The sequence below is a fragment of the Mixta sp. Marseille-Q2659 genome (genome assembly GCF_940807255.1).
In the GTDB taxonomy this organism is placed as follows: Bacteria; Pseudomonadota; Gammaproteobacteria; order Enterobacterales; family Enterobacteriaceae; genus Mixta.
Genome location: NZ_CALNWY010000003.1, coordinates 193,574 through 215,233 on the forward strand (window position 1 = coordinate 193,574; position 21,660 = coordinate 215,233).

20 protein-coding genes, 1 tRNA gene and 3 pseudogenes are annotated in these 21,660 nt (G+C 57.1%); 5 read left to right on the forward strand and 19 right to left on the reverse strand.

What is annotated here, in order from left to right; translation table 11 throughout:
- Window positions 1-38: 38 nt before the first annotated feature.
- From P3C52_RS04075 to prmB, 4 genes are read right to left on the reverse strand one after another with little or no spacing between them, the layout of a single operon-like run.
- Window positions 39-842 (reverse strand): sulfite exporter TauE/SafE family protein, encoded by an 804-nt coding sequence (locus P3C52_RS04075; protein WP_275553926.1) that lies wholly within the window; start codon window positions 840-842, stop codon window positions 39-41.
- Window positions 843-850: 8 nt separating this feature from the next.
- Window positions 851-1,675, reverse strand: a complete 825-nt coding sequence (gene mepA, locus P3C52_RS04080; protein WP_275553927.1) for a penicillin-insensitive murein endopeptidase — start codon at window positions 1,673-1,675, stop codon at window positions 851-853.
- A gap of 3 nt (window positions 1,676-1,678) precedes the next feature.
- Window positions 1,679-2,764 (reverse strand): chorismate synthase, encoded by a 1,086-nt coding sequence (gene aroC / locus P3C52_RS04085; protein WP_275553928.1) that lies wholly within the window; start codon window positions 2,762-2,764, stop codon window positions 1,679-1,681.
- Window positions 2,765-2,785: 21 nt separating this feature from the next.
- Window positions 2,786-3,718: a 50S ribosomal protein L3 N(5)-glutamine methyltransferase gene (prmB, locus tag P3C52_RS04090; protein ID WP_275553929.1), complete on the reverse strand. Its 933-nt coding sequence runs from the start codon at window positions 3,716-3,718 to the stop codon at window positions 2,786-2,788.
- A gap of 165 nt (window positions 3,719-3,883) precedes the next feature.
- On the opposite strand from prmB, the gene smrB reads away from it, so the two are divergent.
- On the forward strand, window positions 3,884-4,432 hold the full coding sequence (smrB, locus tag P3C52_RS04095; protein WP_275553953.1) for an endonuclease SmrB: 549 nt from the start codon (window positions 3,884-3,886) through the stop codon (window positions 4,430-4,432).
- Window positions 4,433-4,444: 12 nt separating this feature from the next.
- Here smrB and sixA read toward each other — a convergent pair whose 3' ends face one another.
- The 4 genes from sixA to P3C52_RS04115 all read right to left on the reverse strand — a co-directional run bounded on the left by sixA (window position 4,445) and on the right by P3C52_RS04115 (window position 9,093).
- On the reverse strand, window positions 4,445-4,927 hold the full coding sequence (sixA, locus tag P3C52_RS04100; protein ID WP_275553930.1) for a phosphohistidine phosphatase SixA: 483 nt from the start codon (window positions 4,925-4,927) through the stop codon (window positions 4,445-4,447).
- 170 nt (window positions 4,928-5,097) lie between these two features.
- Complete coding sequence (gene fadJ, locus P3C52_RS04105) at window positions 5,098-7,245, reverse strand: fatty acid oxidation complex subunit alpha FadJ (RefSeq protein ID WP_275553931.1); 2,148 nt, start codon at window positions 7,243-7,245, stop codon at window positions 5,098-5,100.
- A 4-nt stretch (window positions 7,246-7,249) separates the two neighbouring features.
- Window positions 7,250-8,560, reverse strand: coding sequence for an acetyl-CoA C-acyltransferase FadI (fadI, locus tag P3C52_RS04110; protein ID WP_275553932.1), 1,311 nt, complete (start codon window positions 8,558-8,560; stop codon window positions 7,250-7,252).
- 236 nt (window positions 8,561-8,796) lie between these two features.
- On the reverse strand, window positions 8,797-9,093 hold the full coding sequence (locus P3C52_RS04115) for a YfcZ/YiiS family protein (protein WP_275553933.1): 297 nt from the start codon (window positions 9,091-9,093) through the stop codon (window positions 8,797-8,799).
- Between the two features lie 348 nt (window positions 9,094-9,441).
- On the opposite strand from P3C52_RS04115, the gene fadL reads away from it, so the two are divergent.
- Entirely contained in the window at window positions 9,442-10,776 is a 1,335-nt protein-coding gene (gene fadL / locus P3C52_RS04120; RefSeq protein ID WP_275553934.1) for a long-chain fatty acid transporter FadL, read from the forward strand.
- Window positions 10,777-11,000: 224 nt separating this feature from the next.
- Here the strand turns inward: fadL and mlaA are convergent.
- From mlaA to ccmA, 10 genes and pseudogenes are all read right to left on the reverse strand, one after another.
- Window positions 11,001-11,763 (reverse strand): annotated as a pseudogene (gene mlaA, locus P3C52_RS04125) (phospholipid-binding lipoprotein MlaA).
- 34 nt (window positions 11,764-11,797) lie between these two features.
- Window positions 11,798-13,009 carry a c-type cytochrome biogenesis protein CcmI gene (ccmI, locus tag P3C52_RS04130; protein WP_275553935.1) on the reverse strand — a complete coding sequence of 404 codons (1,212 nt, stop codon included), beginning with the start codon at window positions 13,007-13,009 and terminating at the stop codon, window positions 11,798-11,800.
- A complete protein-coding gene (locus tag P3C52_RS04135; RefSeq protein ID WP_275553936.1) occupies window positions 13,006-13,464 on the reverse strand; it encodes a cytochrome c-type biogenesis protein in 459 nt (152 codons plus the stop codon). The genes ccmI and P3C52_RS04135 overlap by 4 nt, the downstream gene beginning before the upstream one ends.
- Entirely contained in the window at window positions 13,461-14,018 is a 558-nt protein-coding gene (locus tag P3C52_RS04140; protein ID WP_275553937.1) for a DsbE family thiol:disulfide interchange protein, read from the reverse strand. The genes P3C52_RS04135 and P3C52_RS04140 overlap by 4 nt, the downstream gene beginning before the upstream one ends.
- Window positions 14,015-15,970: a heme lyase CcmF/NrfE family subunit gene (locus P3C52_RS04145; protein WP_275553938.1), complete on the reverse strand. Its 1,956-nt coding sequence runs from the start codon at window positions 15,968-15,970 to the stop codon at window positions 14,015-14,017. Before P3C52_RS04145 ends, P3C52_RS04140 begins: the two co-directional genes overlap by 4 nt.
- Window positions 15,967-16,452: a cytochrome c maturation protein CcmE gene (gene ccmE, locus P3C52_RS04150; protein WP_275553939.1), complete on the reverse strand. Its 486-nt coding sequence runs from the start codon at window positions 16,450-16,452 to the stop codon at window positions 15,967-15,969. Before ccmE ends, P3C52_RS04145 begins: the two co-directional genes overlap by 4 nt.
- Window position 16,453: 1 nt before the next feature.
- Window positions 16,454-16,681, reverse strand: coding sequence for a heme exporter protein CcmD (ccmD, locus tag P3C52_RS04155; RefSeq protein ID WP_275553940.1), 228 nt, complete (start codon window positions 16,679-16,681; stop codon window positions 16,454-16,456).
- Window positions 16,678-17,421 (reverse strand): heme ABC transporter permease, encoded by a 744-nt coding sequence (locus tag P3C52_RS04160; RefSeq protein WP_275553941.1) that lies wholly within the window; start codon window positions 17,419-17,421, stop codon window positions 16,678-16,680. Before P3C52_RS04160 ends, ccmD begins: the two co-directional genes overlap by 4 nt.
- Window positions 17,422-17,463: 42 nt before the next feature.
- Window positions 17,464-18,123 (reverse strand): heme exporter protein CcmB, encoded by a 660-nt coding sequence (gene ccmB / locus P3C52_RS04165; RefSeq protein ID WP_275553942.1) that lies wholly within the window; start codon window positions 18,121-18,123, stop codon window positions 17,464-17,466.
- A complete protein-coding gene (gene ccmA / locus P3C52_RS04170) occupies window positions 18,123-18,740 on the reverse strand; it encodes a cytochrome c biogenesis heme-transporting ATPase CcmA (RefSeq protein WP_275553943.1) in 618 nt (205 codons plus the stop codon). Before ccmA ends, ccmB begins: the two co-directional genes overlap by 1 nt.
- A gap of 242 nt (window positions 18,741-18,982) precedes the next feature.
- Here ccmA and P3C52_RS04175 point away from each other — a divergent pair, with 242 nt between their 5' ends.
- The 3 genes and pseudogenes from P3C52_RS04175 to P3C52_RS04185 all read left to right on the forward strand — a co-directional run.
- Window positions 18,983-19,918, forward strand: coding sequence for a formate/nitrite transporter family protein (locus tag P3C52_RS04175; RefSeq protein ID WP_275553944.1), 936 nt, complete (start codon window positions 18,983-18,985; stop codon window positions 19,916-19,918).
- Between the two features lie 418 nt (window positions 19,919-20,336).
- A tRNA-Arg gene (locus P3C52_RS04180) sits at window positions 20,337-20,411 on the forward strand.
- Between the two features lie 163 nt (window positions 20,412-20,574).
- Window positions 20,575-21,429 (forward strand): annotated as a pseudogene (locus P3C52_RS04185) (integrase arm-type DNA-binding domain-containing protein); the annotation flags it as partial.
- A gap of 20 nt (window positions 21,430-21,449) precedes the next feature.
- Here P3C52_RS04185 and P3C52_RS04190 read toward each other — a convergent pair.
- Window positions 21,450-21,660 (reverse strand): annotated as a pseudogene (locus P3C52_RS04190) (IS3 family transposase); the annotation flags it as partial.

Consider the following 21,660-nt stretch of genomic DNA (forward strand, 5'->3'; position numbering starts at 1 on the left):
GCGCAAATTGTCGCATTAAGCGCGCGCAATGACGAGCATTATCCCGCCAGATGGCTTAGCCAGTGACCGATAGCCGCGCCGTAATCCTCATACAGTAGCTTGCTGCTCATCACCACCGAAACAATCACCACCATCGGACGAATCAGTTTTTGCCCGCGTGACAGCACCATGCGCGCGCCAAGCCGTGCGCCGCAAATAGACCCCACCAGCATCACCAGTCCGACGCTCCAGACCACTTTGCCGCCGACGATAAAAAACAGCAGACTGGCAAAGTTCGAGGTGAAATTCAGCACTTTGGCATGGGCGGTTGACTTCGCCAGATTAAAACCGGCCAGCGTCACGAACGCGAGCGCATAAAACGAACCGGCGCCGGGGCCGAAAAAACCGTCGTAAAACCCGACCGTGCCGCCCGCGACCAGCGCAAACGGCAAACCATGCAGCCGCCGCTGGCGGTCTTCTTCGCCCAGGCGCGGCATCAGCAGAAAATAGAGGCCGATGCCGATAATCAGCAACGGCAATACCTGGCGCAGAAAATCGGAGCGCACATGCTGCACCAGCAACGTGCCGCACACCGCGCCGATAAAGGTCATGGCGATATTCAGCCGCTGCTCACGCAGCAATACCGCGCCGCGCCGGACAAAATAGAGGCTGGCGGAAAAAGATCCGCCAACCGCCTGCAACTTGTTGGTCGCCAAAACCTGAGCAGGTGAAAGCCCGGCGGAAAGCAGCGCGGGCACGGGAAGCAGTCCGCCGCCGCCAGCGATCGAATCGATAAACGAAGCCAGCATGGCGACAAAGAACAGCACCGCTATCATCTGCGGCGTAACGGCCAACCAGTCCATGACATTTCCTAAAGTAGATGTTTATCCAGCAGCGCCTGACAGGATGGCGGCAGCGGCGGCGGCTCACGCTTCACCGGCGATCCGCTGCCCGGTTTCTTCGGCAGGAACCAGCTTTCCAGCTCGTCGCCACAGCCGTCGCCCGGCGGCGGCGCGGCCTGATCCTGACATTCAAGGCTATCAGGCGGACAACGCAGGCGTACATGCATATGGGCGCGATGACCAAACCATGGGCGCACTTTGCGCAGCCAGTCGCGATCGCCGCCCGCATCAGCACAGAGCTGCTTTTTAATCGCGGGATTGACGAAAATGCGCGTAACCTGCTCATCTTTCGCCGCCAGCTTAATCAGACTGTCGATCTCCGACTGCCAGTGGCGCGCCACCACGCGCTTGCCGTCAGGGCTGACCAGGTCAAGCGGCTGCGGCTTCAGCAACATTTGCGGCGTCCAGCGTTTTTTCGGCAACTGCAGCCAGATATCAACGTCCAGCCCGCTCTGATGGCTGGCGTGCCCGCTGCTAAAACGTCCGCCCGCCGCCATGCCCATATCGCCAATCAGCACCTGCCCCAGCCCAAGGTTATGCACCTGAGTGGTCAGACGTTGAATAAACAGCAGCAAATCGGGATGACCAAAATAGCGGCGCTGATCCTGACGCATCACCTGATAAGCGGGATTATTCAGCGGCAGCGCCTGCGCGCCGACAATACAGCCGTTGGCGAAAGCGCCGATAGCCTGCGGCGCGCCGGGGATCGGATGGGTAATTTTCTGCCAGGGCGTCGCCGCCAGCGCCGAAGCGCTCAGCAGCAACGCGCCCAGTATGGATAGCGTTCTTTTCATGCGTTACCAGCGGGGAATGGTGGTGGAAACGTCCGCACACTGCGCGCGATGACGCAGCAGATGATCCATCAGCACGATCGCCATCATCGCTTCAGCGATCGGCACCGCGCGGATCCCAACGCAGGGATCGTGACGCCCTTTGGTGATCATCTCCACCTCTTCGCCGTGGCGGGTAATGGTTTTGCCCGGCACGGTAATGCTGGAGGTCGGCTTCATCGCCAGGTGAGCGATGACCGTCTGGCCGCTGCTGATACCACCGAGAATGCCGCCTGCGTGATTGCTCTGAAAGCCATTGGCGCGGATCTCGTCACGATGCTGGCTGCCGCGCTGATTCACTACCGCGAAGCCGTCGCCGATTTCGATACCTTTTACCGCGTTAATACTCATCAGCGCATGGGCCAGATCGGCATCCAGGCGATCAAAGACCGGCTCGCCGAGGCCGACCGGCACGTTTTCCGCCATGACCGTTACCTTCGCGCCGATGGAATCGCCCTCTTTTTTTAGCGCACGCATCAGCTCATCAAGCGCCTCTAATTTTTCGGGATCGGGGCAAAAAAACGGGTTCTGCTCTACCTGGCTCCAATCCTTCAGTTCGCAGGCAACGTCGCCGATCTGTGCCAGGTAACCGCGCACCTGCACGCCGAATTTCATCTGCAGATATTTTTTAGCGATGGCACCGGCCGCCACGCGCATTGCCGTTTCACGGGCGGAAGAGCGCCCGCCGCCGCGATAGTCGCGCAGACCATATTTTTGCTCGTAGGTGTAATCCGCATGGCCGGGACGAAACAGATCCTTGATCGCACCATAATCCTGCGAGCGCTGATCGGTATTCTCAATCAGCAACCCGATGCTGGTGCCGGTCGTGACGCCTTCAAACACGCCGGACAGAATACGCACCTGATCCGGTTCGCGGCGCTGCGTGGTATAGCGCGACGTTCCCGGACGCCGCCGGTCAAGATCGTGCTGCAAATCCGCTTCGGTTAGCGGAATGCCTGGCGGTACGCCGTCAACAATACAGCCCAGCGCGATACCATGCGACTCACCAAAGGTGGTGACGCGAAAAATCTCTCCAATCGTGTTGCCTGCCATCTCGGCTCCGTTATTGTGCGATTAATCTTTGAAGAATTTGAAATGATGCTGCGCATCGATAATCTGCTGACGGGTCAGCATAAATACGCCGTCGCCGCCGTTATCGAACTCCAGCCAGGTGAAAGGCACATCGGGATACTGCTCCATCATATGCACCATGCTGTTACCCACTTCGCAAATCAGCACGCCATCTTCCTGCAGATAGTCCGGCGCGCAGGCGAGAATGCGGCGCACCAGCTTCAGACCGTCGCTGCCCGCCGCCAGCCCCAGCTCCGGCTCATGGCGATATTCATTCGGCAGATCGTCCATATCATCCGCATCCACATAAGGCGGATTGGTGACGATCAGATCGTACTGAAGCTTAGGCAGATCGCGGAACAGATCGGAACGGATCGGCGTAACCTGATGAATCATGCCATGCTCTTCGATATTCTGCTCGGCAACCGCCAGCGCATCGAGAGAGAGATCCACCGCGTCCACTTCCGCTTCGGGGAAAGCGTAGGCGCAGGCGATAGCGATACAGGCGCTGCCGGTACACATATCGAGAATATGCTGCGGCGAGCGGTTAATTAATCCGGCGAAGCGGCTGTTAATCAGCTCGCCAATTGGTGAACGCGGCACCAGCACGCGCTCATCGACATAAAATTCGTGACCGCAGAACCAGGCTTTATTGGTGAGATAAGCGACCGGAATGCGCTCGTTCACGCGGCGGATCACACGCTCAACGATGCGATGGCGCTCGCTGGAGGTCAGACGCGCGTTACGCATCTTTTCAGGAATATCCAGCGGCAGGTAAAGGGTTGGCAACACCAGCTGAACAGCTTCGTCCCAGGGATTATCCGTGCCGTGGCCATACCAGATATTGGCGGCAGCAAAACGGCTCACCGCCCAGCGCAGCATATCCTGAATGGTATGCAGCTCATTCACTGCTTCATCGACGAAAATTTTGTCCACGTTGCCCTCCACAGGCCGTTCCGTAATTACGGCGGGTAGTTTGCCATGAAGCGAACGAGAATTCAGCGCGACGAGGTGAAAAAGCTGACTTTTGTTTACAATGCGGGTTATCGTAGCCGGCAGGCCGTGCAGCCGACCACTTTTAACCCTCAGAAATCAGGCACTATGAAGAAAAAAGAGCAGCTCAGCGACGATGATAAAGCCCTGTTTCGTCAGCTGATGACCGGCACCCGTAAGCTGAAACAGGACACGCTGGTTCATAAACCCGCGCGTAAAAAAACGGAAGTTTCCCTGAAGCGGCAGCTGTCGGAGCAGGCGGATAACAGCCACTATTTTTCCGATGAGTTTCAGCCGCTGCTGGCGGAGGAAGGACCGGTGCGCTATGTGCGCAGCGACGTCAGCCACTATGAGTTAAAAAAGCTGCGGCGCGGCGACTATTCCCCGGAAATTTTTCTCGATCTGCACGGGTTGACGCAGCAGCAGGCCAAGCAGGAGCTGGGCGCCCTGATCGCCGCCTGTCGGCGCGAACATATCTTCTGTGCCAGCGTGATGCACGGCCACGGCAAACATATTCTGAAGCAGCAGACGCCGCTCTGGCTGGCGCAGCACCCTTATGTAATGGCATTTCATCAGGCACCCAAAGCCTTCGGTGGCGATGCGGCTTTACTGGTGCTGATAGAGGTAGAGGAGTGGCAACCGCCAGAGTTACCCTGACGGCAGAGAGGCTTAGATCGCTTTTGCCAGCTTAGAGGGGCTGACCTGCCATTTTAAGACACCTTCGCTCTTGTCGGCATCAAAGTCGATGCAGGCGATAGCCGAGGTGGCAAACATCGGCGGCGGCTCCTGCGGGCAGAGTTCGGAAACCAGATAGCCCACCAGAGGAAGATGCGAAATCACCAGAACCGATTTCACCCCTTCCTTCGCCAGCGCCTGTAAATAGCAGGCCACCAGCGCCGGATCGCCGCCCGGCGTCAGCTCAGGCAAAACCTCTTGTTGCTGCGGCAGGCGCAGAGCTTCACGTACCGTTGCTAACGTCTGTTCAGCCCGCAGGTAAGGGCTTACCAGCACACGTTCAATATCCAGAGTCTGGCTGTTCAGCCAGCTCGCCATCTGGCGAGATTCGTCACAGCCGCAATGGGTCAGAGGCCGGGCCGAATCACAGGCTGCCTCGAGTGCAGCGTCGCCGTGACGCATGATAAAAACTTGCATAAAGCACCGCTGTTGTTTAACAAAATCGTCGGATCATCAGGCTGACCGACGCTTCATTCTGCGAATGAACGCTGTGTTGTAACCTAATGACTTGAGTATAGTCAACCGATTGTTTATTAAACGAGCTATTGTCGGAATCCACCGCCTGATGCAACAAAACAGCGGCCTGGCTAAGCCGCTGAATCATTATGGGTATTCGTTTCAGTCAATGAATTGTAAAAGTTTTCTCCGCGCTCGGCGCGCTGACGCAGCGCCTCGCAAGGGGCAAAACGATCGCCGTATTGATGCATCAAGTTAGCTAATGTGTTTACCACGTTGGCGGCCCCAAGACGATCCATGTAACGGTAAGGCCCGCCGAGGAAAGGCGGAAAACCGATGCCGAACACGGCACCGATATCGCCATCGCGCGGGCTACGTACGATTCCCTCATCCAGACAGCGCGCCGCCTCATTGAGCATCATCATCATGCAACGCTGCGCAATTAGCGCGCCATCCAGCCGGTGCTGCGGCTGAATATGCAGCAGCGAATAGAGGGATTTATCGGGCTGCCGTTTCTTGCTGCCGCCGTCATAGCGATAGAAACCGCGCCCGTTTTTGCGCCCTTTACGATCGTCTTTCAGCACCGCGGCGAACGCTGCGGGCGCAGCAAACCGCTCGCCATACTCCTGCTCCAGAATCGGCAGGATTTTAGTGCCGACATCAATGCCTACCTCATCCAGCAGCTGTACCGGCCCAACCGGAAAACCGAACCGCACCAGCGCATCATCGATCGTTTCAATCGGCTCGCCTTCCAGCAGGCAGCGCATTGCTTCATTTATATAGGGCGCCAGGATGCGGTTGACATAAAAGCCAGGGCGATCGGCCACCACAATCGCCGTTTTACCCTGCCGCTTCGCCAGCGCAACCGTAGTAGCGATGGTGCTGGCAGAAGTGCCCTGGTGAGGAATCACTTCCACCAGTGGCATTTTATCGACCGGACTGAAGTAGTGCAGGCCAATAATATTTTCCGGGCGCTGAGCGCGCGCGGCGATCTGCGCAATCGGCAGAGAGGAGGTATTCGAGGCGAAAATAGTATGCGGCGCGCAGTGCTGCTCGACTTCCGCCACCATCTGCTGCTTTAAAGAAAGATCTTCGAAAACCGCTTCGATAACCAGCTCGCGTTGAGCAAAGCCGCGATAGTCGGTGCTGCCGGTGATCAGCGCCATCTGCCGCTGACGTCCGGCGGCGGTCAGCTGCCGACGTTTAACCTTTTTACTCAGCAGATCCCAGCTATATTTCATTGCATGATTGATGCCTTCGACGCGAATGTCTTTTATGCGCACCGGCAGCCCTGCTTTGGCAGCGGTCACGGCAGCAATGCCGCCGCCCATTAGCCCGCCACCCAGCACGCCGATGCGCTGTAGCGGCGCTGACTCCGCCTCATACTCTTTTTTCAGCGCGGTGCTGGCAAAAAACAGCTGGCGCAGCGCCGCCGACTGCGGCGTCATAGTCAGTTCGCCAAAGGCGAGCGCCTCCGCCTCGTGACCGGCGCGTATGCCCTGCTCCAGTCCGGTTCTGACCGCTTCCAGAATGCGCCGCGTAGCCGGATAGTTGCCGTGGGTTTTCGCTTCGCTTTGACGCGCCGCCAGCCGGAACAGCACGGCGCGTCCCGCCGGGCCATTTAACAGGCGCTCACGCAGCGGCAGCGGGCGACGCTCTCTTTTCCCTTTCAGCGCCAGCTTCACCGCCACGTCCAGTAAAATAGCGTGCGGCACCGCCTCATCGACAAGCCCCATTTTCAGCGCCTGCTTCGCGCGCAGCGCTTTGCCGGTGAGGATTAAATTCAGCGCCTGCGACGCGCCAATCAGCCGCGGCAGTCGCTGTGTGCCGCCGCTGCCGGGCAACAGGCCCAGCTGCACCTCCGGCAGGCCCAGCCGGGTTTTCTCATCCAGCGTGCAGACGCGGCGATCGCAGGCCAGCGCCAGCTCCAGTCCACCGCCCAGACAGGGGCCGTGGATCGCCGCGACGACCGGCACCGGCAGCGCGGCGATTTCCGCCATAATGTGTTGTCCCTGCTCGGCCAGCTTGCGCGCGTCGTCCGCGCTGCGGCAGGCATCGATCATGCTAATGTCGGCACCGGCAATAAATGAATCGGGCTTGCCGGAGATAAAGACTAAACCGGCCAGCGTCGGATGCTGGCGCGCCTGGTTGATGACCTCGCGAATTTGCGGAATGAAAGCCGCTTTAAGGGTATTCATTTTCTCGTTGGGCACATCGATCACGATGACGCCGATATTGTCGCTACGCACGCTCAGATAAAATGCGGATTGCTGTTCCATAACCTTATTCAACCTCCAGTACCATTGCCGCACCCAGCCCGCCCGCTGCGCAGGCCGTCACCAAACCAAGGCCGCCGCCGCGTCGACGCAGCTCATTCAGCGTTTGGGTAATCATGCGCGCGCCGGTGGCGGCAAAAGGATGTCCGTAAGCGATGGAGCCGCCGAGAACGTTAAATTTTTCCTCATCGACCTCACCCAGCGCCTGAGGACGGTTAAGTACCTCGCGGGCAAAGCGCGCATCCTGAAACAGCTTCAGGTTAGCCAGCGTCTGGGCGGCAAAGGCTTCGTGCATATCGATCAGGGTCAGATCGGTGAGGCTTACGCCAGCGCGATCCAGCGCCAGTGGCGAGGCGTAGGTGGGGCCCAGCAGCATATCCTGCCAGACGTCGGTAGCGGTAAAGGCGTAGCTACGCAGATAGCCGAGCGGCGTGATGCCCAGCTCGCGTGCCCGCGATTCGGTCATCAAAACTACCGCGGCGGCACCATCGGTGAGCGGCGTGCTGTTGGCCGCCGTCACGCTGCCATGTTTACGATCGAAGGCAGGCCGCAGCCGGGCATAATCATCTACGGCGCTCTTTTCGCGCACGTTATTATCCTGCTGGAAAGCGGCGCGCCACGGTGGCACGTACGCGGTCATTACCTCATCGGCAAGCTTGCCTTCGCGCCAGGCCTGCGCCGCGCGCTGATGAGAGCGGTGCGCCAGCGCATCCTGCTGTTCGCGGCTGATCGCGTGGCTTTTCGCCATCTGCTCGGCCGTGTCGCCCATGCGCAAACCGGTGGAATATTCGGCAACCGCTGGCGGCACCGGCAGCAGATCGCGCGGACGCAGCTGGCTAAACAACTTGAGCCTTTTGCTTAGCGTGCGCGCTTTATTCAGATCGACCAGCGTTCGGCCCAGCTTTTTGCTGACGCCGATGGGCAATACCGATGAGGAATCAGCGCCGCCAGCGATACCGGCGCTGACGGTGCCCGCCAGCAGGCTTTCCGCCAGGTTCGCCACCGCCTGAAAGCTGGTAGCGCAGGCGCGGCTGACGCTATAAGCGTCGGTCTGCACATTCAGCCCGCTGCTCAATACGATTTCGCGCGCAATATTCGGCGCCTCAGGCATCTGGATAACCTGCCCGAACACCAGTTGTTCAATGACATCTGCCGGGATTTCACTGCGGGCCATCAGCTCGCTGACCACCATCCGACCCAGCTCCACCGCCGGAATGCCGTGCAGTGCCGTCGCCTGACGCGCAAAAGGGGTGCGAAGCCCGTGGGTTATGGCGATGCGATCGCCCTGACGCGTCAGCAAAGGAAGCGCTCTGCTCATTATTCTCACCTGTTAACCGCGACCGCAGCATCATTGCCAAAGAGGTCAGACCTGAGCAGTGTAATCAGTTTGTTATGGGGTGCCAGCGGCGCGGATAGAAAATGAGAGCAGCGGCACAGTTGCCGGTAAAAGAAAATAAGCGCGCGGCGACGGCGCTCAGCAAGGAAACATCAGGAAGGCGGCAAGAAAAGGAGAAAAAAACGGCGCCGTGTTTTCACCGCGCCGACTACCAGAGCTTAACGCAGGCCGAGCTGGAAGATCAGGGTTTCCGCCTGGCAGCTAAAGGTGAAATCCACATCCAGACGTACACCGTCAGGCTGTTCGGTAAAACGGGGGGTAATTTCGCACGGTTCAGATTCAACGCTGCGCGCTTTTTCGGTCAACGTAGCCAGCATCTCTTCCGCCTGCTGACGGTTTTCAAACAGCCGTGACCAGGAAGCGGTGCAGTCGCTGTTATCCATTACGGTGCCGACATCAACACAGCAGCAGGCCGCCGTTTCGTTAGCGCTACATTTATTTAAAGCATCACTCATCGTCTTCTCCCACTATTCCGTTTCAAACGGCTTCTGTTAACTGGCCGATATTTTACGCCGCCTTTCGCACAGCGCTAAATAGTGTGAACGCAATCACTAACATTATTGATCTGGCGCAGGATTAGCGCGCAATTGTGTCGGGAAAGCGTACGATTTTGTTAAGCGGATCTTATTTCTCCGATCATATTTGACATATTTAAAAAACAATATTGCAACATCTACACAGGTCAGACCTATACTGTGCGCACTGGTCTGATTTGTCCGTTGTATATCAGCCTCTAGAATCCCCGGTCCCTTGTTACGTGTAGTAACAGAAATTAATAATAATCCCATAATGAGGTTGTGGTCATGAACCATAAAAACCTGTTTGCAAAGTCATCATTGGCAGCGGCAGTGGCAATAGCTTCCTCGAACCTTTACGCAGCGGGCTTCCAGCTCAATGAATTCTCCGGCATTGGCCTTGGCCGCGCTTATTCAGGCGAAGGCGCAATGGGCGATACGGCCGCATCCGCCAGCCGTAACCCGGCAACCATGGCATTAATGGATCGCCCGATGTTTTCCATTGGCGCGGTATTTATCGATCCCGACGTTAATATTGACGGTGATAGTGGCGCCGGAAATAGTTTGAAAGCGGATAATATTGCCCCGACAGAATGGGTGCCAAATATTCATTATGTGCAGCCGATTAACGATCAATGGTGGATTGGCGCTTCCGCTACCACTAATTACGGGCTGGCCACTGAATTTAATAATGACTACGCAGCGGGTTCCTACGGCGGTAAAACCGATCTGTTGACCACCAACCTTAATCTCAGCACCGCCTGGCGCATGAATGAGCATTTCAGTTTCGGCGTCGGTTTTGATGCAGTTTATGCGCGCGCTAAAATTGAACGTTATTTGGGCGAATATGGCGGCGTGCTGCCTGCTTACGGTCTGCCTGCAGCGGCGGCGGATACACAGGTCGCGCACTTGAAAGGCGACGAATGGGGCTACGGCTGGAATGCCGGAATTCTGTATGAAGTGGATGAAAACAACCGCTTCGGCCTGACCTACCGTTCGGAAGTGAAAATTGATTTCGACGGTGATTATAAAAGCTCAATTCCTTCACAGCTAAATCCGATTACCGGTGCGATTGGCCTGCCTTACGGCACCAGCGGCAGCACGATTCCAGGTTCACTGACCCTGAATCTGCCGGAAATGTGGGAGATCTCCGGCTACCATAAAGTCGCGCCGCAGTGGGCGGTTCACTATAGTCTGGCTTATACCAGCTGGAGCCAGTTTCAGGAGCTGAAAGCCACCGGCAGCAGCGGCCAGGAGCTGTTTTATAAAGATGAAAGCTATCGCGATGCCTACCGCATTGCACTCGGTACGACCTACTTCTATGACCAGAACTGGACGTTCCGTGCCGGTATCGCCTTTGATGACAGCCCGGTTCCGGCCGATAACCGTTCTATCTCCATTCCCGATCAGGATCGTCTGTGGCTGAGCGCCGGCGCCTCTTACGCCTTTAATGAGAACGCTTCGGTAGACGTGGGCATCTCTTATATGCACGGTCAGAAAGTGACCGTACGTGAAGGTGTCGATCCGGTGGCCACCGCGCGTAACGGCGCTGTTACACCTTATGAGTTTGATTCAGAAGGGAAAGCCTGGCTGTACGGCGCCAGCTTTAACTATCGTTTCTGATAGTCTGGTTAAAGAGGCGGGGAATCGCCTCTTTAGCACTGCTGGTGCATGCGCAGGGCGTCCGGGCCGATCGTAAAGACGCAAAAAACGTCATCCCTGACCGCTCGGCCCGCGCCTTCCCTGGTGCGGGACGCTTTACTCTTCTGCCCGGACGCCCTGCACCTTGAGTTCAGTGTTGTAAAAAGGCGGGAATGCTCCCGCCTTTTTATTTACCTGCTGCTGACTTACTCCGCCGCGTCGATCTCGTCGAGATCGCCCTGAATCGCCTGCGCGTTAGGGTTCTCCTGCGGCTTCAGCTTGCCGCCGTTGGCAAGGAAATCGTGACGCTGGAAATAGGCGTTACGTACAAAGGCGTAAGGATCGCTGGTATTACGCAAAATCGCATCGGAATCAAGCAGCTGGGCGCGGGTTTCCACGCCTTCCAGTACCACTTGCCCGCCGTCATCGGCCAGCTTAGCCAGCCCAGCACCGGATAGAGCGTATCCACATAGTCACCGCCATCTTCACGTGGCGTCGCGCTGCCGTAACCGGGCAGCACCACATAAGGACCGTAGCCAACGGCCAGGTACCCAGCGTGCCGCCAAAGCGCGGCGGCTCTTCGCGCGCCAGCTTATCGTTAGCCATGCCGGCAACATCGATAAAGCCGCCGAGACCCAGCACGGTATTCAGGAAGAAACGGTTGAAGTGAACCATACCGCGATAGGGATCGCCGCGCAGGAAGGAGTTCACCATCGCCGCCGGCTCGTTCAGGTTGCCCAGGAAGTTGCTGATGCCGGTACGCGCCGGAACCGGCACGTAGTCGCGCCATGCCACCGCAGCCGGGCGCACGACATAAGGATCCAGCACGTTGTAGTTGAAATTGAACATCGTGCGGTTAAACCCTTCCAGTGGATCGGAACGCCCCTGCGGTTCATCATTCTTCGGCGAGCTGGCGCAACCTGCCAGTAATAGGCTTGCCAGCGCCAGCCCCGTCAGGCGGTAGTTCATAATCTTCTCCCTGTTTAATTGAGTGCTTACCGCTTCAGGGCAGCTGCTGATTAATTTCAACAGCAAGATGCTGATGACCGTCAAAAGGTGCCAGCGCACTTTCGCCAAACCAGTCGCCAGACCGGGGCGTTGCGCTGCCGTCGCGCGCAATACGCACGCGAACTTTAACCTGATGCAGCGCCGAAAGCAGACGTTCCGGCATCATGGCATTACTGTCATCCAGCGTCAGCGATAGCGGAAAATGACTCAGCGGCAGCTTCTTCACTGCCACCGGAACCGGTGAAACACCGTCGGAAACAGAAATATACATGACTCCGTCCGGCGGTAACATTTTTTCTGCGGCAGACGACAGCGTGACGCCTAATGCCAGCTGACTGGTTTGCAGACCAGCGGCGGTTTTTGCCTGCTGAATGCTGCGTTGAACCTGCGCGATGCGCGCATCGTCGGCGGGCAGCTGCGTCAGCATGCGCTGCCAGGCATCAATCGCCCGATCGTACTGCTGCTGTTGAAACGCGTTGAATGCTACCAGGCTTAGCAGCCGTACGTTAGCAGGATCGTGCTTTAGCATTTCATCCAGCATCCCCTGCGCTTCCCGGTTATCCTGCGGATCGCTGGAGCGGGTCAGCACTTCAGCATAGCTGAGTTTCACCTCTTCGTTATTTGGCGCCAACTGTAGCGCGCGCTGAAAAGCCTCAACGGCGGTATCGCGATTATTCAGCACCATGCCGATACGTCCGAGGATCAGCCAGTCATGCAGCTGGCCGCCATGCTGTTGCAGCGACGTACGCAGCCCTAACCCCAGCCGTGCCAGCTCTTCCAGCGATAGCGGCTTTGCCTGCGGATCGAGCAGACGGGCGCGCAGCGCTGGATAACCATCCTGCACCTGCTGCCAGGCGATCAGGCCCGGCAGGCTACCGGTTTTCAGATAACAGCCCAGGCTAATGATCACCAACAAAAAAGCGCCAGGCAGCAGCACCCAGCGGCCAAGCGGACGCGCGGGCTGCGACGAGGAGGAAGGAATATCGGTCAGCAGCGTTTGCTGCAGCTCCTGCACCATCGGCTGTCGGGCGGCAATAACGCCCTGCGCTTCATCCTGCTCCAGCTCATGCAGCCGCTGTTGATAGAAAGTTTTATTCAACGTATCGCGATCGACAGGCACCTGCCGCGCGCTGCGCCAGCCCGCCACCAGCAATAACAGCAGCGCGGCTGCCAACAGGCCGATCAGCACTATCCAGAAAAGAGTCATGGCGATTTCCTGTCATCTAACAACGCTTTAAGACGCTGCTGCTCAGCCTCGTCCAGCGTCTCATCTGCCAAAGGCTGACGGCGGCTGCGTAAGAAAATCACCAGTCCGCCCGCGATAATAAACAGCAGCGGGCCGGCCCACAGAATCAATGTGGAAGGTGTGACCGGCGGCTGGTAGGTCACGAAATGGCCGTAGCGATCGATCATATATTGCGTGATCTGCGCTTCGCTCTGGCCCTGCTTCAGCAGTTGGTAAACCTTCAGACGCATATCCGCCGCGATCATCGCGTTGGAATCGGCAATGCTGTTATTTTGGCATTTCGGGCAGCGCAGCGAAGCGGTTAGCTCGCGGTACTGCTGTTCCTGTTCGGCAGAATCAAACTGCCAGGTATCAATCGCCGCCAGCGCGCTCAGGCTGAACAACAGCCCCGCCAGCAACATTATCAGCTGCCTCATCTTGCCGCCTCCCTGCTATATTTTTGCCACAGCGGCGCCACTTCCCGCTGCCAGATCTGCGCATTGAGATCGCCCGCATGGCGATAGCGCACGATCCCCTGCCCGTCGATCAAAAAGGTTTCCGGCGCACCGTACACGCCGAGATCCAGGCCGAGCATCCCGCTGCCGTCATACAGGCTCAGCGCATAGGGATTTCCCAGCGTATTTAACCAGTTCACTGCCTTTGCGCGGTCATCTTTATAGTTCAGTCCCACCACGCGCACGCCCTGCTCCGCCAGCGTGTTCAGATACTGATGCTCGGCACGGCAGGTAGGACACCAGGTGGCCCAGACGTTCAGCAACAGCGGCTTGCCGTCTGCCAGCGCCGCCTGATCGTAAACGGTACCGGGATTGTCGAGGGATTCCAGCTTAAACAGCGGCACCGGCTTGCCAATTAACGCCGATTCCAGCCGCGTGGGATCGTCGCCGTCAGCGTTGCGCGTCAGCTGCCACATCAGCGCCAGCGCCAGCAGCAGAAACAGGATCAGCGGAATATAAAGTATCTTCTTGTTCATACCAGCTCCCGTTGCGCTTTTTTACGGCTGCGATAACGCGGATCGAGCAGACAAAGCAGACCGCCGAAGGCCATAAACAGGCCGCCGTACCATATCCAGCGCACAAAAGGTTTGTAATAAATTCGGACCGCCCAGGAGCCGTCGTCCAGCTCCTCGCCGAGCGCGGCGTAGAGATCGCGCGTCAGGCCGCCATCGATGGCCGCTTCGGTCATCATGCTACGCGCCACGCTGTAGTAACGCTTTTCCGCCCGCAGCGTCGCTTCCATTTTGCCATCGCGCGTCACGTCGATAATCGCCGCGCCGCCGCTGTAGTTCGGCCCGTTCAGCTCATGCACATCGCGGAATACAAAGTGGTAACGATGAATATCAACGCTGTCACCCGCCTTCATGCGCACGTCGCGTTCCACGCTGTAGTTCTGGCTAAAGGCGATGCCGATCACCGTCACCGCGACACCCAGATGGCCCAGCACCATGCCCCAGTGACTGCGCGACAGCTGCCGGAGGCCGCGCAGCAGGCTGTGACGATGGGTGGCGCGTTCGTGCAGCTCCATCAGTGTCAGAATAATGACCCACAACGCCATCATCAGACCGACCACCGTCATCGCTTCAATCCGATCCTGCATCAGCCACGGCAGCAATATCGACAGCAACAGCGTTGTCAGCAGCGCCAACGCCAGCCGTTTCCACAGCTTTTGCGGCTCGTCGCGTCGCCAGCGCACCAGCGGCCCGATGCCCAGCATCAGCGCGAACGGCGCCATCAGCCAGGTAAACATGGTATTGAAGAACGGTTCGCCGATAGAGATGGTGCCCAGCCCCAGCTGTTTATGCACCAGCGGCAGCAGCGTGCCCAGCAGTACTACCAGCATGCCAGCGATCAGCAGCACGTTGTTGCCCAGCAGAAAGGATTCCCTTGACCAGAAATCGTTCTGCACCCGGCTGCGTACGCGTCCGCCTTTTACTGCATACAGCAGCAGCGAGCTGCCGATAACGATCACTAAAAACGCGAGAATAAACATGCCGCGTGCCGGATCGGAGGCAAAAGCGTGTACCGAAACCAGTACGCCGGAGCGCACCAGGAAGGTGCCCAGCAGACTCAGGGAAAAGGCGGTGATCGCCAGCAGCACCGTCCAGGCTTTAAAAGTGCCGCGCTTTTCGGTAACCGCCAGCGAGTGAATCAGCGCGGTGCCAGCCAGCCAGGGCATAAAGGAGGCGTTTTCCACCGGATCCCAGAACCACCAGCCGCCCCAGCCCAGCTCGTAATAGGCCCAGGCCGAGCCCAGCACAATACCGATCGTCAGGAACAGCCAGGCCGCAATGGTCCACGGACGCGACCAGCGCGCCCAGGCGGTATCAAGCCGTCCGGCCATCAACGAGGCGATAGCGAAAGCAAAGGCGACGGAGAAGCCGACGTAGCCCATATAGAGCAGCGGCGGATGGAAAATCAGCCCGATGTCCTGCAACATTGGATTGAGATCGTGACCGTCAATCGGATAATCGGGCAGCGTGCGGGTAAAAGGGTTGGAGGTAAAAATAATAAACAGCAAAAAGCCGAAGTTAATCATGCCCATCACCGCCAGCACGCGCGCGATGGCATCCTGCGGCATGCCCCGACTAAATGCGGCAACCGCCAGCGTCCAGCCGCTGAGCATCAGTACCCACAGCAGCAGAGAACCTTCATGGGCGCCCCAAGTGGCGGCAATGCGGTAATAAAGCGGCAGCTGACTGTTGGAGTTACTGACGACGTAGGCTACGGTAAAGTCGTTGACAATAAAGGCGTGGACCAGCAGCAAGAAGCTGCCCGCGACGCAGAAAAACAGGCCAACGGCCAGCGGTCGCGCCAGGCCCATCAGGCGGCTATCCTGACGCGCCGCGCCCCATAACGGATAAACGCTCAGCAATAATGACAGCGCCAGGCCAAGGCAAAGCAGAAAATGGCCAATCTCCGGCATCATAAGCGATCACCCTGCGACAGCGTCGCAGCCGCCGTTCCTTTGTGGTTTTTCTGCATCGCATCGGCAATTTCCGGCGGCGTATATTTTTCATCGTGCTTCGCCAGCACTTCCTTCGCATTAATCAGGTTGCCCGCCTGCAGTTCGCCTTGCGCCACCACGCCCTGCCCTTCCCGGAACAGATCGGGCAGGATGCCTTCATAGCTGACGCTGACCACACCGTTGGCGTCATACAGCTTAAACGAAACGCGCAGCGTCTTTTCATCACGCTTCACGCTGCCGGGCATGACCATGCCGCCGACACGCAGGCGCTGACCCGGCTCTGGACGGGTATGCGCCTCGCCTTTGCCATAGAGAATTTCGCTGGGAGTATAAAAGAGATCGATATTGGAACGTAGCGCGTACATTACTAACGCGGTCGCCACGCCCAGGCCGACCAGAATCGCCACGACCATATAGAGGCGGTTTTTACGACGGGTATTCACATCACTCTCCTGCCGCTTCGCTGACGGCCTGTTTCATTTTGGCCGCCCGGATGCGGCGTTCACGCGCCTGATACTGCCGGACGCTTTTTAACAGCTGACGGCGCTGCCATAAGGTGTGCGTGACCAGCACGATTAGCGACAGCAGCGTAAAGCCTGTGGCCAGCCAGACATAAAAGCCGTAGCCGCCCATGGCAAAGAAGTCGTGCCAGGAAGAAAATGCAGGCGTCATGCGGAACGTCCTCCTTTGTTCACCAGCGCGGCGACCCAGGGACGATGGCGCTCGGTCAGTAAGATCAGATTGCGCAGCCGCATCAGCGTCAGGGTAATAAACAGCAGCAGATAGCCGATAATTGACCAGCGCAGCGGCGTGCGCATCGCCGGCGCAATCGCCTGCTGCAACATGCCGGACGACCCCTGATGCAACGTGTTCCACCACTGCACGGAGAAATGGATAATGGGAATATTGACCACGCCTACCAGAATGAGAATGCTGGCGGCGCGCCCGGCCAGACGCCGATCGTCAAACGCGTTATAGAGCGCGAGGACGCCCATATAGAGGAACAGTAGCACCAGTTCCGAGGTCAGGCGCGCATCCCAAATCCACCAGGTACCCCACATCGGTTTGCCCCAGGCGGAGCCGGTAATCAGCGCGATAAAAGTAAAGGTCGCTCCTATCGGCGCCATCGCAGCGGCGGCTAAATCCGCCATTTTCATCTGCCAGACCAGGCCGATAAAAGCGGCTATCGCCATTGAACTGTAGATACCCATCGACCAGATAGCGGCGGGCACATGGAGGTAGATGATGCGATAGCTTTCTCCCTGCTGATAGTCGGCGGGCGCAAAACCAAATCCCCAGGCCCAGCCCGTTAGCAGCGCGCCGATCGTCAGCAGCGCAAACCAGGGTACCAGTCGGCCGCTAAACTGATAAAGCCGCTCCGGCTTAGCCAGCTGATGTAACCATTTCCACATTGTTATTGCTCACAGTAAAAATATAAATCGATAGCCGCGCGACTAATGCAGGCTAATGCGTAACGCCGCCGCCGTAGCAAAGGGCGCCAGAGAGGCGCTGGCGGCCAGCATTGCGCCCAGGATCGCCAGATAGCCGCTTATCGGCAGGCCGGTTCCGGCGGCATCAATGGCCGCGCTGGCAAAAATCAGTACCGGCACTGCCAGCGGCAGAACCAGCAGACTAAGCAGTACGCCGCCGCGCCGCAGCCCGACGGTTAAGGCCACGCCGATGGCACCCAGCAGGCTGAGCGTCGGCGTGCCCAGCAGTAAGGTCAGCGCCAGCGCACGCCAGCTGGCAAAATCCAGCGACAGCAGCAGTGCCGCCAGCGGCGACAGCAGCAGCAGCGGCAGACCGGTGATCAGCCAGTGGGCGATAACTTTTCCCAGTACCGTTACCGGCAACGGCGTCGGCAACAGCAGCAGCTGCTCCAGCGAACCGTCGGTAAAATCGTCGCGAAACAGCCGTTCCAGCGCCAGCAGCGAAGAAAGCAAGGCGGCAACCCAAACCACGCCCGGCGCGATACGCGCCAGCAGCTGCGGTGCCGGACCAATCCCTAACGGGAACAGCGTGATAACAATCAGAAAGAACCACAGCGGGTTGATGATTTCCGCGCCGCTGCGGAAGGCGATGCGCAGTTCGCGGCCGATAATACGCCATAACATCAGGCCAGTTCTCCTGCCGTCAGGCTGATTTTGCGCAGCGGCCAGTCAGCGGCGGGCAGCGGCTGATGCGTTGTTAAAATAACCATGCCGCCCTGCTGTGCATGACGCACGAACAGCGCCATCAGCGTTGCCACGCCGTGAACATCAATGGCGGTTAAAGGCTCATCAAGGATCCAGACTGGCGCCTGGCTCAGCCATAAGCGCGCCAGCGCGACGCGGCGCTGCTGTCCGGCAGAGAGCTGAGCGGCGGCTATTTCTTCAAAGCCCACCAGGTCCACCGCTTCGAGCGCGGCGAAGCGCTGATCATCGTCACATTCAGCATGATAAAAGGTGAGATTTTCCAGCGGAGAGAGAACGCTTTTTACGCCGGGATGATGTCCCAGAAACAACAGATTGCGGTGCCAGGTTTCGCGCTGCTGCCGGAGCCGCTCGCCCTGCCACAGCACCTCGCCCTGCTCGGCGCTGCTTAGTCCGGCCAGCAGCCGTAAAAGAGAGGTTTTACCCGCGCCGTTCGGCCCTTCAATCTGCACAATATCACCGCGATTGACGGTAATGTTGAGGTTATTGAACAGCACACGTTCATCGCGTATGCAGGTCAGATTGACGGCTTGCAGCATGGGAAGAAAATATCGCGCTATTGAATCGGGCCGCGATAATACCATAAGTCACCAGGGTGCCGAAGTGCGCTCGCCCATTCAGAAGTCGCTGATATGATTAATTAACGTGCAAAAGATCACGTTTTTGTTGATAAATACATCGACATTAAAGCCTTGTTACTTTTTCTCTAAAATTAAGTCACATTTTGCTTACTTAAAAACTGGCTACGCTTAATACAGCATTCAATATCATTGGGGTAAGTATGACGTCACAACAACAGCAACATGACGAGCCGGAAGTAGAAAGCGAAGAAAAAGATCAGGGCGAAGAGATTGAGGTGGATGAGGAGCAGCTTCCTTCACGGGCGGCGGCCATCCATGAGCAGATCCGTCAGGACGGTGAGAAGGAGCTGGAGCGCGACAGCATGGCGCTGTTGTGGTCTGCCATTGCCGCCGGACTGTCAATGGGCGCTTCGCTGATGGCGAAAGGTATTTTTCAGGTACATCTGGCCGGGATTCCGGGCGCGTTTTTACTGGAGAATCTGGGTTATACCTTCGGCTTTATTATTGTGATTATGGCGCGCCAACAGCTGTTTACCGAGAACACTGTTACCGCCGTGCTGCCAATCATGCACACGCCGACCGGCAGCAATTTTCTGTTGCTGCTGCGCCTGTGGGGCATGGTGCTGTTGGGTAACTTAATCGGTACCGCTCTTGCCGCGCTGGCCTTTGCGCATATGCCGGTTTTTGATGAGGCGACGCGTCTCGCCTTTACCCATATCAGCGAGAAGGTGATGGAAAATCCACCCGCCGAGATGTTCGCCAACGCTATTATTGCCGGCTGGATTATCGCCACGATGGTGTGGATGTTTCCTTCCGCCGGCTCAGCCAGGCTGCTGGTGATCGTGATGATGACCTGGCTGGTGGCGCTGGGCGATCTGTCGCATATTGTGGTGGGCTCGGTAGAGGTATGGTATCTGGTGTTTACCGGCGCGCTGCCGTGGCAGGATTTTATCTGGCCTTTCGCGCTACCGACGCTGGCAGGGAATATTATCGGCGGCACCTTTATTTTTGCGCTAATCAGTCATGCGCAGATTCGCAATGATATGAGTAACAAGCAAAAAGCGCAGGCGGCAGCGGAGCAGAAAAAGCAGGAGCGGGAGCGCAAGGAGCAGGCGCAACAGCGTGAAAAATCGTAATACAGAAAGGAGCAAGGGGCGGAAAAGCGGCCAGGGTCTGGCCGTTTTACTGGTTGGACAATCGGGCTGCCAGCCCTGAAATAAACAGCGGTGAGCGCCGGAATTTCTTACTACCCGTTTTGAAATATACGGCTGCGTCCGCTGAAACGACTTGCTGCCCGTTTTGACATAAGCAGTTGCGTCCGCTGGAACAACTTGCTGTTCGCTTTGAAATAAGCAGCTGCGTCCGCCGGAATGCCGCTATAAAAGTGCTGAAATAAGCCAGCGGGATACTTCAAAACGTAGCAGATAAAGGTGTGAAAAACGCAGCTGCGATAGCCAGCAAAATGGCGTAAACGATTAAATTGCTGACAGAATAAGCAGTCAGGCGGGTAAGTGGTTAATCTGCGAAACAAATTGCGCTATACTGCCCGCCGCTGTCCCCTTAGTTAAATGGATATAACGAGCCCCTCCTAAGGGCTAGTTGTAGGTTCGATTCCTACAGGGGACGCCAGATTCACATTACCCGACATTTCCTCAAAGCACCAAACTCCCTTTAAACAAAGCCATAACGCATATTCGACGTTACCCAACGTTACCCCGCATCCGTTGACTACACCAACCCTTTGTGGGCTTATGGCGGGCATAGTTAAAAATACTCACCGATTTATGCCCGCATGCTTACCGTCAAACAAATTGAGGCAGCAAAGCCCAAAGAGAAACCTTATCGCCTGGCTGATGCTGGCGGTCTGTTCCTGTTCGTTCCGCCTTCAGGTAAGAAGGTTTGGCGCCTGCGTTACCGCTTTGAGGGGAAAGAGAAGACGCTGGTCATTGGCCCCTACCCTGAGATTTCATTGACGGAAGCCAGAGCGAAGCAATCTGATGCAAAGATGAAGCTGCTTAATGGTGTGGACCTAGCTGAGCAGAAGCAGGCGATAAAGAAGAAAGAAAAAGAAGCTGTCGCTGATTCATTCTCGGACATTTTCAACGAATGGCACGCGCATAAGTCCAATGTCTGGTCTCACGGTTATGCTGATGAGATGCACCGGATGTTCGATGATGACATTCTGCCAATCATCGGGCATATGAAAATGGAAGAAGTAGAGCCAATGGTTTTGCTGAAGGTTATACGCCATTTTGAAGATCGGGGCGCAATGGAACGAGCGGATAAAGCGCGGCGGCGGTGCGGAGAGGCTTTCCGGTATGCGATTATTACCGGCCGGGCTAAATATAACCCAGCGCCAGATTTAGTTGATGCTCTTAAAGGATACAGAAAAGAGAACTTCCCTTTCCTGCCCATGAATCGTATTCACGAGTTTCAGCGGGCGTTGACCGGTTACGGCGGCAGCGTTATAGCCAAGATAGCAACTCAGGTTCTTCACTATACTGTGCTGCGCACTAAGGAACTCCGGTCGATGGTATAGAAAAACGTCGACTTTGAGAACAGGTTAATAACCATTGACGCTTCTGTAATGAAGGGACGCCGCATCCATGTTGTCCCGATGTCTGACCAGGTTATTGAGCTGCTGACTGAATCGCCACGGATAATCCAGACACTTCCGAGTCGTTGATAATACTGGTTTTCGTATTCAGAAGGTGGCATCTGATTACTCGAACCATGCCGACGCCTGCTGTTATAAAACATTTCGATGTAATCAAAAATATCGCTGCTGGCTTCTTCCCGCGTTCCGTAGATCTTTTTCTTTATCCGCTCGCGTTTCAGTAGCTGGAAAAAGCTTTCTGCAACCGCGTTATCGTGGCAG